This window comes from Legionella steigerwaltii (assembly GCF_001468065.1).
In the GTDB taxonomy this organism is placed as follows: Bacteria; Pseudomonadota; Gammaproteobacteria; order Legionellales; family Legionellaceae; genus Legionella; species Legionella steigerwaltii.
The window spans coordinates 130,955-145,518 of record NZ_LNYZ01000013.1; the positions used below are offsets into that span (position 1 = coordinate 130,955).

Genomic DNA, 14,564 nt, shown 5'->3' on the forward strand with positions numbered 1-14,564 from the left:
GTAAAGCGAAATAAATTATTCCTATAATCACCCATTTCTAAAAATTAAATGATAAAAATTTTTCCAATCATTCTTGTCAATAGGTTCACTTGAGTATCAAATAATAATTTCAAAAATGCCAAAACTATGCTAGTTTGGATAAGTTTTTAGGATTTATTAGTTGTGTCTACAGGCGTGACTCACTTTCGTGGCCAGTCAGGTTATTTCAATGGCTTGATTTTATGGATTAATTGGTTCGATAGAGATGAGTTGCTTTCAATTAGATTAAGTTGCAAATAAGGAGTGGGTTTCAATGCATCATAATTACTATTTATCTCCCCTGGCTGTCGCTCTGGCTTTAGGAATAGCATCTTCCGCGAGAGCTGCAGAGCCTATGCCTTTACAGAAGGCCTCTCTTGGGCAAGTAAAACAAAAGTTTTCTTTGACACAGGGTGTCTCAGTTGCTAAAGACAGTTTACGATTCGTTAGTGAGCACACTGACGGTAATAAAGTAACTCACGTCCGTATGCAACAACAATATGTAGGATTTCCTGTGTATGGTGGTTATGCGATTATGCATAGCATGCATACAGTTAAATCATTATCCAATGCTCAGTCAAACGTAGCTATGAATGGCGTTATTTATCAAGGTTTGCAGACCGAATTAGGTCAACCTGATGCTTCTTTTGTGAAAAATGCTGATGCAGCATTACAACAATTTAAAGCGAAATATGCGGGTAAAGATGTACGTGATGAAAAAGTTGTTCCTATGGTTTATATCGATGCGCAGCATAAAGCGCATTGGGCATACAAAGTGAGTGCTCTTGTCGTCCATACAGATAAAATACCTGAACGTCCAACTGCAATTATTGACGCAAAAACTAATCAACCTTTTGTACAATGGAACGACATAAAAACTCAAAATAGAGATTCTGTAAATGGGTCCGGTTTTGGTGGAAATAATAAAGTAGGTTTCATTCAATACGGTACTGATTTGCCCTATCTTGATTTAACTCGTGACGGTGCGAATGAACTCTGCTTTATGGAAAATGCAGATGTTAAAGTCATTGATATGGGCCATAAATATAGCTCAAGAAGTAGAGCAATGAAGTTTAATTGCCCAACTAATGATGCAAATATTTATCTTACAGGTTATAAAGGAGATGGTTATGACAAAGATAATGGTGCTGCCTCTCCAACGAATGATGCATTATACTCCGGTCATGTGATCCACCACATGTATCAAGATTGGTATGATACCCATGCGCTAAGTAATCCTGACGGCTCAGCAATGCAGTTAGTCATGCGAGTACATTACGGTGAAGGTTATGAGAATGCCTACTGGGATGGTCAGCAGATGACTTTTGGTGATGGTGATACCATGATGTATCCTTTGGTATCTCTTGGAGTAGCTGCTCATGAAATCAGCCATGGTTTTACAGAACAACATTCTAACCTTGAATATTATGGCCAATCAGGTGGTATGAACGAAGCATTCTCTGATATGGCAGCTCAAGCAGCTGAATATTATTCTGTGAAGAAAAGCACCTGGCAAATTGGTGGCGAGATCATGAAAGAAGACAGCGGCTATGATGCGTTACGTTACATGGACAAGCCAAGTCGTGATGGTGAGTCAATTGATACCGCTGATGAATATTATGGTGGCTTGGATGTTCACTATTCCAGTGGAGTATACAACCATTTGTTCTACATATTAGCCAATCAACCTAACTGGAATACCCGATTAGCATTCGATGTGATGGTGAAAGCCAACATGGATTACTGGACACCTTATTCAAACTTTGATGAAGGTGGTGAGGGTATGGTAAGTGCTATCAATGACTTGGTCGCAGGTGATCCAAATCATCAGGCGTTTCCTGCAACTGCTGTATGCGATGTTAAAAAGTCATTAAATGAAGTTAAAATCGTTACCAATATGGATGGCTGTACTTCTAATTAACCTGAGTTTGATATAAGAGGCATTTTAAAATGCCTTTTATATCGCTAAGCGAATGTTAATTAAAATGCAACAGTTCACGTGAGATGTAAAAATCTTGGCGAACGGTCGAATTTGAGCATAGGTTGAACGAAAATCGCTACGAAAAAGCGGAGCATAGATGGCTATGTGAGCATTTTTCGTAGCGATTTTCGTTCAAGATATGCCAAATACGGACGTTCCTTGATACAGAGTGACTATCTACTGGTTAATAAAGTCAGCTAGAAGTTTACTTATAATTTCTGGCTGTTCCATATGAATGTGGTGTCCTCCATCCATTTTTTTAAGCGTGAGTTTTTCTACTGCTTTAATACGGTTATCAATGATTTCAGTATCAAAAGCAAATCCTCTGCTGGATAAAAGTAAATAAGTTTTTGCAGTAATTTCTTGCAAACAAGAAAGTATTTGGGTTTCTGTCATACGCAAAGGTGAGCGTTCCAGCAAACGTTGATCATGCCGCCAGTAAAATTTCCCTTTTTTTTCAATCAAACTACGTTCACAAAGAATTTTTGCTATGTCTAAAGAGACATATCCTTTAAATGCACGTGCAAGCGCTGCACTATCTATATGGTCATAACCCTTAGAGTCTTTGCCTTTTTGTGCAAGGAAATGTGCATATTCTCTTAATTGCTGGCATGCGGTTTCTGCTGGATTGGAAAATGGTCCTAATCCTTCAATTAAACTTAGGGAGAGAAATCGCTCTGGGACTACACCTCCAACCAAACTTGCCAGGCAAGCCCCCATGGAATGTCCTAACAGGTGTACTTTGTCCAGTTTAAGTGCGTTGATTATTTCAATAACAACAAAAATGCCATCAAAAAAATGATAGTGGCATCCTTCAGGAAGATGTGACGAGTGACCATGCCCTGGTAGATCAACGGCTACAAAATGAAAATTATTTTCTAAGTAAGGAGCAAGAGGAGCAAAACTGTTTGCATTATCCAACCAACCATGAAGAGCTAGGATCGTAGGTTTATCTGGGTTTCCCCAAGCCTTGCAGGCTATAGAAAAGCCTGGAATTGTGAGTGTCAGGGTATTCATTTTATTTACTATTTTTTTAATTTTTATTAGTAATCATTATATCTCTACTACAAACAGGAAGGCTATAATTCATTATAGAATAGAATTTTTACCTCATCTGTTTCAACAAGTACAATGATTATGTTCTTAATCTTTGGAAGTTACGGAATCCTGGATAGATATGCAGTACAATTTTTTTATGCATTTGGTGTTATGCTTAATGCAGGAACTTGAAAAGAGTGAACTATGCAAAAAGAGGCACGTAGCGTTTCATTAATAACGTATAATATTCATAAAGGATTCGGAGTAGGTGCCGTGCGTTTTTTGCTTCCTAAAATGCGTGAGGCAATTACCAGCTTAAACCCTGATTTTGTTTTTTTACAAGAAGTCCAGGGTGAGCACACAAAGAGACAAAAACGAATCAATGCTTGGCCTGATTCCCCACAATTTGAGTATATTGCTGAAAACATATGGCCTCACTACGTTTATGCAAAAAATGCTGTTTATGAATCAGGACATCATGGAAATGCAATTTTAAGCAAATATGCTTTTGATCGATTTGAAAATATTAATCTTGCAAACATTCGTAGAGCTTCAAGAGGAATATTACACACGCAATTAAAATTGGATAAAGTAACGATTCATTTGTTATGTGTACACCTTGGCCTTTTTAAGGCCGAGCGTATAGTACAATGTAACACTTTAATGCAACGCATTAAGGATGTAGTGCCGCAAGATGAACCTTTGTTGATGGCAGGGGACTTCAATGATTGGCGCACGGTTATTTCTCAACCTCTATCAGAAAACTTAAATATAGAAGAGGCTTTTGTTTCAGTAGAGGGCCAGCATGCCCGTTCTTTCCCTGCAATTAGGCCGGCGCTTTGCGTTGATCGGGTCTATTTTCGCGGGATGAAAGTACAAGAAGTGGCTTGTTTGCATGGAAAACCCTGGCGTATGCTTTCTGACCATTTACCACTTTATGCGCGTTTTGAATTGATTTAAAAAACTCACTTAGTTTTTGCTATGAATATTGCAGCCAGGATCTAACGATACACTGAAGAAAAGTCCTGGTTGCAAGCAACCACACTACGTTGCACCAGCCGACAGTGTTCGAACATGCATTAAATGTTGTAAACACCACCGTAGAGCTTGATCTAAAGGTGCATGGAAAATAATGATAAGGGCAAAAATGATAAGGATGGAATAGCGATTTAAAAAATAAAGGAAATTTTCAGATTTTTTATCGACTTTTAAAGGATCGGAACCTGAAAGCCAGTTTCGAAGTGCAACGCAAACAGGTAAGTAAAGCAAAACAATAATTTCGGCAAAAATACGCGCTTCAAAAAAGTTTCCAACAAGAAGCAAACCTATAAAATAAAAAGCGACTAAATAACGTATTGGACGATAGATTTTGGGAATGTAATCATAGAAGGCAAACCAAAATAGCGGCAATCCGGAAAAACAAAAGCAAAACAGGAGTAAATTAAAATCAACAAATAACCACTCTAAATTTATCTCAAAATGAGTATTAGAATTATAAATAGTCCACTCTACCAGTGGCCCCGGTATTTTGCCAAGAGTGCTTATAACAATTATTCGTGCACTTATATATGCCAACAGAGAGAATAACAGTGGTTTTAGTATTTCTTTGAGTTTTTGCCAATGCAGTAAAGGGATGAGTGATACCAACAAAATGCTGCTTTCACGATTAAGTGTCGCTAAAAAGACCAAAGGAACAAAATAAAGCCATCGAGCCTTAAGACACCATAAAAGACCTAGTGCTATAAAAAAAATAGATGGAGTGTCGGCAGGATAAAAAAAGGTAGCAACTCCTCCTACGGTAAAACGATAATTAATGATTGTGGTTAATGGCAAAAGTAAAATAAATAACCAGCTTAGTAGCTGAGATTCTTGTTCATTAAACTCAAATCTTAATAACTTGTATACCCCAACATACATTAGACCAGAAAATAGACATTCTACTAAAAAAAACCAATTGCCATATTGAATTGGTAAAAATGAAAGTGGGTATACTAATAGTGGAATTAATACCCGTTGTGCGTAGGGAAAGCGTTCCGAGAAATTAATTAGTTGATCAAAAGTGGCCTCTGTGTAAGGACGAGTTAATGTGTAATGCAAGAAGGCATATCCTAATAATAAAGCAAATGTTATAAAACGGGATTTATAACATAGAAAATCCTTATTCATTTTTTATTTCCTTCCTAGAAACCCGGGTGCCGCTGTGCTTCACCCAGGCTACAGGTATTTATTATTGGGTTGACATTACTCTGCAGGTAATGGTCTTCTCCTCAAAAGATCATTATTCCATCTTATTATTGTATTCACCAACACAAGCTAGGCTATTCAACCGAGCACGATTCAATAAAGCTTCTTGTGCTTTAGAGATATTTGCTGTACTACCACCCCAGGCATTTAAACAATCTTCTTGTAATGCTCTTCCGAAAGAGAAACTTAGTAACCATGGTTGATGGTCAATGCTATTAATCGCATTTAAGTTTGCTGTAGCTTGTTTTGGTGTTTGGCCACCAGATAGGAAGTTAATGGTTGGTACCGCAGCAGGTACATTATTACGGAATACACCAATAGTATAGTCAGCAACTTCATCGGGCTCACTAAAAGGACTATGTGCTTTACCGCTGGTTACCATGCTTGGTTTTAAGATAATATGCTCTAACTCAACTTGGTGGATAAATAAAGCGTGGAACAACTCATGAAGAACAATTTCACATACTTCTGCACAATGTTCAATGCTGTGATCCCCATCCATAAGTACTTCAGGCTCAACGATAGGAACAATTCCTGCTTCTTGGCAAGCTGCAGCATAACGGGCTAGATTTTCTGCACCTGTTTTCACTGCGGTTAAACTAGGGGCAAACTCGGAAATTGAGTAAACGTTGCGCCATTTGGCAAATTTTGCACCCAGCTTTTTAAAATGTTGTAAACGTTCTGCTAGCCCATCTAAACCCTGGGTTACTTGTTCGTTTTCTGTATTCGCTAAAGGAACTAATCCTTTATCGACTTTAATTCCAGGAATGATACCTTTATCTGCGAATAATTTAACGATAGGAGTTCCATGTTCATCTGTCTGATTAAAGGTTTCTTCGAATAAAATAACCCCATTGATATATTGTTCCAGATTGGGTGTAGTGGCTAACAGCAATCTATAATCTCTGCGGTTTTCTTCTGTATTCTCAATACCAATGGAGGTAAAGCGTTTTCCTATAGTTGAATTGCTTTCATCCGCGGCTAAAATTCCTTTACCCTCTTGCAGGATTAGCTCCATAGTACTGGATAATTCTTCATAACTCATAGTGTATTTGCTCCCGATTGTTATTAGGGCTTGTTTACATTTCTACTACTTTGGCCAAACTGGCCTGATTTTCTGCGCTCCTATGCTCACATACTCCGTGTATGCTCCGCTTCGGTGCTCGAAAATCAGGCCATTTTGGGCTCAAACTAGCGAAATGTAAACAGACCCTATCTAGATATATATTTTTCACGAATAATTTGTTGCATGGCAAAACCTTGTTCTTTTAAAGAATTAAACGCTTCGTCGATCATACTGGGGTTTCCACATAAATAAACAACGTCGCGTTGAGGGTTAAGATTGAGTGTAGGAAAAGCATGTTGTACATAACCACTGTACTCATTTTCATGTAACTCATGCGCTGGTTGTCTACTTAAATAAGGTTTGAACATGACCTTAGGGTATTTTTGAGAAAAAGCGTGAAACTCATTGCCATAGAGAATTTCTTCTCGTCGTTGCACTCCTTGCAAAATGACTACTTCCAGTTCAGAATGTTGCTCCATAAGTGTGCCAAGCTTTTGAATCATTGCTCGATAGGGTGTAATCCCTGTACTTGTAGCAACTAAGATAAATCGGCCAGGTATTTCATCTTTAATAATTAACCTGCCATATGGACCGCTAATCTGAATGGTATCACCAGGTTTTAAATTATAAAGAAGCTCAGTTCCTGGTCCATTTTCAAAATAACCTGCCGCGAGTTCAATTTGATTATCTTGTTTGGGTGTATTCGCTATACTATAACTACGTTTTAAGGCTTTACCTTGATGTTCAAAATGAATAGTAATAAATTGTCCAGGTAAATAATTAAAATGTGGGGATACTTCACAATCAAAAATGAAGTGTTTTACTTTAGGAGAGATCATAAAAGACTCTTTTAAAGTGATGGGAAATGTGTTTATTTGCATGACTAGTATCAACTTTACTGTAAAAATTTGAGATTATAACTCTTAATCGGGATTAATAATAAGCAAAAAATTATGCATTACAAGTTTTAGCGACATATAATTAAATTATGAGCACACCAGATCTTATTAGTATTATAGGCAATCTCAGCCGTTCTTTATACCCAGTACAGCATTTAATTACTGGCGGGGCGTATGTTTTAGGTATTTTATTTTTTATGACCGCTATTGCCAAACTCAGAAAAATTGCTGATCACAGAGCCCAATCTTCATCACAAGAAAAGATGTATACCCCAATGATGTACTTATTAATGGGCGCGGCGCTACTGTATTTACCTTCCGTTTTAGATATGATGGCTAATACTACTTTTGGTGTAGGGAATGTTTTAACTTATACATCATACAACCCGTCAAATATATTTAGCTCTATGGGCTTAGTTGTCCGAACCGCCGGGGTATTATGGTTTGTACGTGGGAGTGTGTTAGTAGCACAGTCTAGTCAACCAGGAACTCAGCATGGACCTAAAGGTTTGGTATTTATAATCGCTGGCATATTAGCAATGAATTTTGATAATACCATCGCCATGTTAAGTTATATGATGACTACTATTAGTAGTTGGACTCTGACAATTACAGCAAGTCAAGGATATTAGTTATCCTAGTCTTCCTCGCCACATATTCTAAGGTTATTTGCTTTGGCAAAATCAATAATCGATTGATACAACAACGGGCTTGACTCTTTCAGTTTAGGATCAAGTAAAACACATTGGTAACCTTCGCTATTAACGCTTGGCCTTAATAGGGGAGAATAATGGATACGACTGTTTTTAAAGCTTGCCAGAGAACCACTCATTCGTTCTGCCCAGTCGCTGGGACGAAAGGTTTTTCCTTGGGAAGTTATTCCTTCTATAATAATTGTTTTACTTTCGGGTGTAGCCATATCTTTATACAATATAAATACAGAGTGCTAAGTATACCATCATATAATGGGTGCTGTACTGAAATTTATTCATTTTGTAAAAATAAATTTGTGTTAAATTTGGTTTTCAAAATTAATTTTTATCCCTATTATGTCAACATATTCTATTTGGCATTTTTTTTGAAGGTTATTAGGAATGGAAAAAGAAAGTCATTCTGGTATTTATTTGTTGCCTAATTTATTTACAACAGCCAGCTTATTTGCAGCATTTTACTCCCTTGTTGCATCCATGAAAGGACAGTTTGAAGCGTCCATCATCGCGATATTTATTGGTATGATTGCAGATGGGCTAGATGGAAGAATTGCACGTTTAACGCATACGCAGACTGAATTTGGTGCTGAATATGATAGTTTATCCGATATGGTTACATTTGGAGTTGCCCCCTCATTATTACTCTACAATTTGATGTTGAGCCAATTAGGGAAAGTAGGCTGGTTGGTGGCTTTTGTTTATACAGCGGCAGTTGCTTTACGTTTAGCTCGCTTTAATACACAGCTTGAAACCGCTGATAAACGATATTTTCAGGGATTACCTTGTCCCCCTTCAGCGGCAGTAATTGCCTCCTTTTCCTGGCTATGCTACCAACATGACTGGGAGAATATGTTTGTTACCATACTAGCTGCGATTTTATCATTAATTGCTTCAGGTTTAATGGTTTCTAACTTTCGCTATTACAGTTTTAAGGAAGTAGATTTTAAGGGAAAAGTTCCATTTCTTTATGTTTTAGTGATGATTATTTTATTTGTAGCTATTGCAGCTAATCCTTCATTGGTTTTATTTGTTGGTTTTACTATTTATGCTTTGTCTGGATTATTTATGACTTTACTTGCCCTGCAAAAAATGAGAAAGAAAAAATCCAAAGAAATGAAGCAGTAATGATTGCTACAAGAGAATTCAATAGATCCTATAGGGTTGATTTTCAAAGAGAACAATTGATTTTTGAGCTCAACCCAATTATTCACCTTCACCAAAATAATTATTAATTAATTGAGTCAGGGCTTCATTCATTTGCACTTCATCAGGGCCTTCTATTTCCATGATAAGCTCACTACCTTTATTGGCTGCAAGCATCATAACACCCATAATGCTTTTTCCATTAACGGTTTGTGAATTGCTGGTTACATTAATTTGGCTTTGGAATCTTGCTGCGGTAGAAACAAACTTCGCCGAAGCACGTGCATGCAAGCCCAAATTATTAATTATTTTAATTTTAGTTTTAATCATAGCGCGACAAATGTACCACGAGTTAGGTTATAAGTGTAGCTAAGTGCAGCAAAGTCACTGGAAAGCCATATTTGGCTCATCTTGAACGAAAAGATACGCTGATGAATGCTCACATACTGATGTATGCTGGGCTTTCTCAGCGTATCTTTTCGTCCAACCTGAGCTGAAATCTGCTTTCCTCCGTGCCCCCTTAAACGAGTACGTTAGGACTTATTTTGCCGACTTCAAAGCTACGCATGAGATTATTTCTTAATCATGATGTTGATTTTTTTCTTTATGTTTACTTAGTTGACGTTCTAATTTATCAATCAAAGTATCGATTGCAGCATATAAATCTTCAGATTCTGAGCTTGCATGCAGCTCACCTTTAGTTACATGCACTGTGGCTTCAGCAATTTGACGTAATTTTTCTACATTCAATACTACATTGATGGATTTGATGTGATCAAAGTGACGCTCTAGCTTATCGAATTTTTCTTCGGTAAAAGCTCTTAGTGCAGGAGTAACATCAATATGATGTCCAGTGATGTTAATTTGCATAAAAATCTCCTAGTTACATAGAACCATGATGAAAAATCATGATCCTTAATTAATTACGAATTATTTTTCTTTCATTTGATGGAGCAATTCCCATTGCTTCACGATATTTTGCTACGGTTCGTCTTGCTACTTTAATACCCTGCTCTTCCAATAATTGGGTAATTTTACTGTCACTTAATGGTTTTTTTCTATTCTCCGCAGAAATTAATTTTTTAATCACAGCGCGTATGGCCGTAGAAGAACACTCATCTCCAGCATTTGTGTTGACATGACTTGAGAAAAAGTATTTAAGTTCAAATACCCCTCTAGGAGTATGGATAAATTTTTGTGTAGTCACACGTGAAATGGTTGACTCATGCATATCCAGGGCAGAAGCAACATCATTGAGAATTAATGGTTTCATTGCTTCGTCACCATATTCTAGGAATCCTTGTTGGTATTCCATAATACAAGTGGCTACTTTCAACAGTGTTTCTTGGCGGCTCTGAATACTTTTTAAAAACCAACGTGCTTCTTGTAGGTTGTTTTTTAAGAACTGATTGTCTGCACTATTATCGGCTCGTTGAATCAGTGATGCATATTGGTTATTAATGCTTAAATGGGGAAGCACACTTTGGTTAAGTTGAACCCTCCATTTATTGTTAACTTTCTTAACTGTTAAATCAGGGATAATGTATTCAGTAATGTCTTCATGAATTAAGTTACCTGGCTTGGGGTTTAACCCTTGAATGGTTTTCAATACCTTATCAATCGTTTTTTCAGTAATCTGATGATTTTTCATTAGCTGTTTGTAATTATGTTGGGCTAGCAACTCAATGTCTTCAGAAATAATCTTTTTAGCCAAGACTAGGTTTTCCGCATCCAAAGGAAGCTGCTCCAGTTGTACAAGTAATGTTTCAGCGAGATTCACGGAGGCGCAGCCTACGGGATCAAATAGTTGCAAACGATGGCGAACGGCTTCTATTTCATCTAAATCCAGCGGATGCGTATCACTTGTAAGACTTGCATGCAATTCAGCGATGCTTATAGTTAGGAAACCATCGCTATTTACTGCATCGATAATCGCAGTTGCTATTGCCCTGTCTACATCGCTCATGGGAGAAAGTTCAAGTTGCCATCTTAGATGATCTTGTAAATTAGTTGTAGTGCAATGTAAATTATCAAAATTATAATCATTATCTTCAAAAGCGGCACGTTTACCCGAGTTTTGATATAGTTCTGACCATTGAAAATCGTAAGACTCATCATTATTTTGCTGTTCTACTTCACTGGTGTCGAACTCTGCTTTGTCTTCGTTTGGAGTTGCTTCAAGCATTGGATTTGATTCAACAATAAGTTGAATTTCTTGTTGTAAATCAATCGTTGATAATTGCAACAGTCTTATTGCTTGCTGTAATTGTGGAGTAAGTGTTAAATGCTGTCCGATGCTTAGTTGCAATGATGGTTTCATGCAAATCCTCTTTGTATTCATTGCTATTTACTATCAGTTTAAACGATTCGTGAGGATAATCCAGTGTCTACGCGTTAATTTAGGCATAACCCTTGAAAAAAACTGCATTTCGAGACCAATGAAGCTAAATCTTTAATCTATTGAGATAAGATTAAAATATGATCTTAGTCAGGAGGATAGAGATAGGAATAAAATGGATCTTAATGAATAATATGAAGAGAGCCCCATAAATTATGGGGCTTAAAACATTATTTTACTTTTTTCTCTTTGAAAAGAACGTGCTTACGTACTTTAGGATCGTACATCATAAGCTCCATTTTTTCAGGATGGTTTCTTGGATTTTTAGTAGTAGTTTTATAGTATCCAGTTCCTGCTGTGGATTCCATTTTCACTTTAATAGTGACGGCTGCCATGGTTTATCCCCTTAGTTATACTTTTTCGCCTTTAGCTCTGAGTTTATCCAGAACTGCTTTTATACCTAACTTGTCTACAATACGCATACCTTTGGTGCTGAGTTTTAATGTGACAAATCTATTTTCTTCTTCAACCCAGAAACTGTGATTCTGAATATTCGGCAGAAAGCGTCTTTTAGTTTTGTTGTTAGCGTGCGACACTTTATGACCAGTCATGGGTCGCTTGCCAGTTACCTGACATACTCTAGACATTGTGTTACTCCAAAATAAATTTTAATTTGCTTGTCTTTGTAAAATTCTGGGCAAATAGCCGGATGTGAAATACAAGAGCGGTTTTATATCAAAAAAATGCATTAGTTGCAAGATTTTTGTAAGAACATATAATTCCGGCTTTGATAAAATGATGAGTGTGATTTATGCAACGTCGGATAAAAAGTTATGTTTTACGAGCAGGTCGGGTAAGTAATCGGCAGCGCCAGGGGTTGGAGATTTGGCTTAAAGATTATGAACTTATTGTAGATGGGGGTCCATGGAATTTAGCTGACGAATTTGTCCGTAATGCAGATACAGTGGTTGAAATAGGTTTTGGTATGGGGGCATCCTTGTTGGCCATGGCCAAAAATAATCCCGCACTTAATTACATAGGCATAGAAGTCCATCTCGCGGGGGTGGGAAGTTTGGCTGCTGATTTGCATGAACATCAATTATCTAATGTGCGTGTTGTAGCCCATGATGCTGTCGAAGTATTCCGTACCCAATTATTAGATAACTCACTTGCGGGAATACAAATTTTTTTCCCAGATCCCTGGCATAAAAAACGTCATCATAAAAGGCGCTTAATTCAGAAAGAATTCATTCACTTAGTAACAAAAAAATTGAAACCAGGTGGGTTTATTCATTGTGCAACGGATTGGCAAGAATATGCTGAGCATATGCTGGATGTTTTATCTGCTGAGCCTGCTTTGAAAAATTCACAGCAAGATGGAGGATATTCACCTCGACCTTTATCGCGACCACTTACAAAATTTGAACAACGAGGGGAACGTTTAGGGCATGGAGTTTGGGATTTGATTTTCATTAAATTAAATGAATTACCTTGATTTTAATGTAAGTCGTCTCATGAAGTTTTCTCAAGAAATTATGGCTTTGTAGAAATTTTAACTAATCTTTTGATCTTCTATTGTCCAATGTGTAATATAAATCCGGAAGTAACATTACAGGGGACGTAATATGGAATTTATCATTGAAATAAATGCAGCTCTAAAATTAGGACTAGAGGGATTTAAAGAGTTTATTGAAAAGAAGCTGCTAATCGACAAAATTTATCTTGAGCATCCATTCTGGATGGAGGGTGGTGTTCAAATGACTGTTTTGAATTATTTGATTCAACAACACCTGAATGAAGATTCTTTTGATAAGGAAATCCCTTCTGATTTGACTCAGTTTATTGATTTTATTCTAAGTAAAGTCCGGGATAAAAATATTGGTTTGCCCTTGCATCAAACAATCGTTGCTGACAAAGTTCAGCTGGCCCTCCATCTTTTGGCTACTCATATTTTGGATGTCAATAAGCGCGATGACGAGGGGCGTACTTTATTGTCATTAGTTTTACCTACCCAAAATCGTGAATTATTAATAAAAATTTTAACTTGCAATCCCGAGGTAAATGCGGCGACGCGTCTTAAAAAAGGCCGTGTTCCTTTGCAACCATTACATCAAGCTATAGAGCTGGACTTCACTTCTGGGGTGGTTAATTTAATAAGAGCTGAAGCAGATGTGGCGAATCCTGTGGGGGTGATGAAAGATACTCCACTGTTGTTAGCAGCACGAAAAGGTAAAATAAAGGCACTTGAAGCATTATTGGATGAAGCTCCAGTAGAAAAATTGAAGCTTGAGGCGGAAAATAGACCTCTTGAAGATGGGGTAACAGGCGATAATGCAATCGAAGCGCTCTGTAAGCGGTTGGACTCTGATCGGGATAATAAAGAGTTACTTCGAGGTGTTGCTATGTTGCTTTGTCGTGGAGCTGAACCGCCGCGAAGCGAGGAGCTGTGTCAATTATTAGCGAACAAACGTAGAGATTTGCTCAAAGAAATCGATCAGTACATAGATACAAGACCTGAATTGGTTGATCCTTTTGTGAATCGATGTCATGTAACCGACAGTGCCTTATATAAAATAATTTATGTGGATCATTCTTGGGGAAGCACATTACGTCAGCTTTTTGGGAGACCTAGTGACGCAGCTTTTGTAATTGAAAAGTTAGTCACCCGAAAATACAGCCGTCGTCAAGAAGGAAGTATGGATAGCCCAGTACTGCCAACGGCTGCTGCGGTACCATTAAAAGGGGATGAGCCTCCATTTAAACTCTATGCGGAATTTGTCCGACGATATAGCGAAGCTTATGAGAACCAAAGAATTACCAACCCTTGGAGTACTATGCGTTGGATGATTGCCGAGGGAAAATGTAATTGGGAGACAGTAAAACAGTACGCTCGCAACCATCCAGGAACTAGGACACAGATTATCTATGATGATATGTTTAAGACCTTACCTAAAATGGAGATGCATGAGTCAATTGAAAGTTCAATGGGAGGACTTCATCCCAGCAGTGAAGGGTCGACTGTAATGGAATTAAATTCATAGCAAACTGGTACATCATGTGTAGAGGTGGAAACCATAGCGCCTTATGGGGACCATCTCCATTAAACAATGCTCATGAATAGACGTTA

The 14,564-nt window shown here is 37.6% G+C and carries 16 protein-coding genes; 6 read left to right on the forward strand and 10 right to left on the reverse strand.

What is annotated here, in order from left to right:
* Positions 1-292 precede the first annotated feature (292 nt).
* A complete protein-coding gene (gene proA, locus Lstg_RS08445) occupies positions 293-1,939 on the forward strand; it encodes a zinc metalloprotease ProA (RefSeq protein WP_058477232.1) in 1,647 nt (548 codons plus the stop codon).
* 237 nt (positions 1,940-2,176) lie between these two features.
* On the opposite strand, the gene Lstg_RS08450 is transcribed toward proA, so the two are convergent.
* Positions 2,177-3,016: an alpha/beta fold hydrolase gene (locus Lstg_RS08450; protein WP_058477233.1), complete on the reverse strand. Its 840-nt coding sequence runs from the start codon at positions 3,014-3,016 to the stop codon at positions 2,177-2,179.
* Between the two features lie 225 nt (positions 3,017-3,241).
* On the opposite strand from Lstg_RS08450, the gene Lstg_RS08455 reads away from it, so the two are divergent.
* Complete coding sequence (locus tag Lstg_RS08455; protein WP_058477234.1) at positions 3,242-3,997, forward strand: endonuclease/exonuclease/phosphatase family protein; 756 nt, start codon at positions 3,242-3,244, stop codon at positions 3,995-3,997.
* A gap of 84 nt (positions 3,998-4,081) precedes the next feature.
* Here the strand turns inward: Lstg_RS08455 and Lstg_RS08460 are convergent, their stop codons facing one another.
* The 3 genes from Lstg_RS08460 to Lstg_RS08470 all read right to left on the reverse strand — a co-directional run bounded on the left by Lstg_RS08460 (position 4,082) and on the right by Lstg_RS08470 (position 7,228).
* Entirely contained in the window at positions 4,082-5,203 is a 1,122-nt protein-coding gene (locus Lstg_RS08460; RefSeq protein ID WP_058477235.1) for a hypothetical protein, read from the reverse strand.
* Positions 5,204-5,315: 112 nt separating this feature from the next.
* Positions 5,316-6,326, reverse strand: a complete 1,011-nt coding sequence (locus Lstg_RS08465) for a class I fructose-bisphosphate aldolase (RefSeq protein ID WP_058477236.1) — start codon at positions 6,324-6,326, stop codon at positions 5,316-5,318.
* 167 nt (positions 6,327-6,493) lie between these two features.
* Positions 6,494-7,228, reverse strand: a complete 735-nt coding sequence (locus Lstg_RS08470) for a ferredoxin--NADP reductase (protein ID WP_058477237.1) — start codon at positions 7,226-7,228, stop codon at positions 6,494-6,496.
* Between the two features lie 107 nt (positions 7,229-7,335).
* Here Lstg_RS08470 and Lstg_RS08475 point away from each other — a divergent pair, with 107 nt between their 5' ends.
* The gene (locus tag Lstg_RS08475; protein WP_058477238.1) at positions 7,336-7,878 is read left to right on the forward strand and encodes a hypothetical protein; all 543 of its coding nucleotides are present in this window, start codon (positions 7,336-7,338) and stop codon (positions 7,876-7,878) included.
* A 5-nt stretch (positions 7,879-7,883) separates the two neighbouring features.
* Here the strand turns inward: Lstg_RS08475 and Lstg_RS08480 are convergent, their stop codons facing one another.
* Positions 7,884-8,165 carry a DUF3579 domain-containing protein gene (locus Lstg_RS08480; RefSeq protein ID WP_058477239.1) on the reverse strand — a complete coding sequence of 94 codons (282 nt, stop codon included), beginning with the start codon at positions 8,163-8,165 and terminating at the stop codon, positions 7,884-7,886.
* Positions 8,166-8,340: 175 nt separating this feature from the next.
* Between Lstg_RS08480 and pssA the strand changes: the two genes are divergently transcribed.
* A complete protein-coding gene (gene pssA / locus Lstg_RS08485) occupies positions 8,341-9,081 on the forward strand; it encodes a CDP-diacylglycerol--serine O-phosphatidyltransferase (protein WP_058477240.1) in 741 nt (246 codons plus the stop codon).
* Between the two features lie 78 nt (positions 9,082-9,159).
* On the opposite strand, the gene Lstg_RS08490 is transcribed toward pssA, so the two are convergent.
* The 5 genes from Lstg_RS08490 to rpmB form a co-directional block, all read right to left on the reverse strand.
* Positions 9,160-9,429, reverse strand: coding sequence for an HPr family phosphocarrier protein (locus tag Lstg_RS08490; RefSeq protein WP_058477241.1), 270 nt, complete (start codon positions 9,427-9,429; stop codon positions 9,160-9,162).
* A 249-nt stretch (positions 9,430-9,678) separates the two neighbouring features.
* Entirely contained in the window at positions 9,679-9,969 is a 291-nt protein-coding gene (gene hpf / locus Lstg_RS08495) for a ribosome hibernation promoting factor (RefSeq protein WP_058477242.1), read from the reverse strand.
* Positions 9,970-10,018: 49 nt separating this feature from the next.
* Positions 10,019-11,419: an RNA polymerase factor sigma-54 gene (locus tag Lstg_RS08500; RefSeq protein WP_058477243.1), complete on the reverse strand. Its 1,401-nt coding sequence runs from the start codon at positions 11,417-11,419 to the stop codon at positions 10,019-10,021.
* 248 nt (positions 11,420-11,667) lie between these two features.
* Positions 11,668-11,832, reverse strand: a complete 165-nt coding sequence (gene rpmG, locus Lstg_RS08505) for a 50S ribosomal protein L33 (protein ID WP_003635328.1) — start codon at positions 11,830-11,832, stop codon at positions 11,668-11,670.
* A 15-nt stretch (positions 11,833-11,847) separates the two neighbouring features.
* Positions 11,848-12,084, reverse strand: coding sequence for a 50S ribosomal protein L28 (rpmB, locus tag Lstg_RS08510; protein WP_028381005.1), 237 nt, complete (start codon positions 12,082-12,084; stop codon positions 11,848-11,850).
* A 164-nt stretch (positions 12,085-12,248) separates the two neighbouring features.
* Here rpmB and trmB point away from each other — a divergent pair, with 164 nt between their 5' ends.
* Both trmB and ankC read left to right on the forward strand, forming a co-directional pair.
* Complete coding sequence (trmB, locus tag Lstg_RS08515; protein WP_058477244.1) at positions 12,249-12,932, forward strand: tRNA (guanosine(46)-N7)-methyltransferase TrmB; 684 nt, start codon at positions 12,249-12,251, stop codon at positions 12,930-12,932.
* 130 nt (positions 12,933-13,062) lie between these two features.
* Complete coding sequence (gene ankC / locus Lstg_RS08520; protein ID WP_058477245.1) at positions 13,063-14,478, forward strand: Dot/Icm T4SS effector AnkC/LegA12; 1,416 nt, start codon at positions 13,063-13,065, stop codon at positions 14,476-14,478.
* The last annotated feature ends 86 nt before the right edge of the window (positions 14,479-14,564 follow it).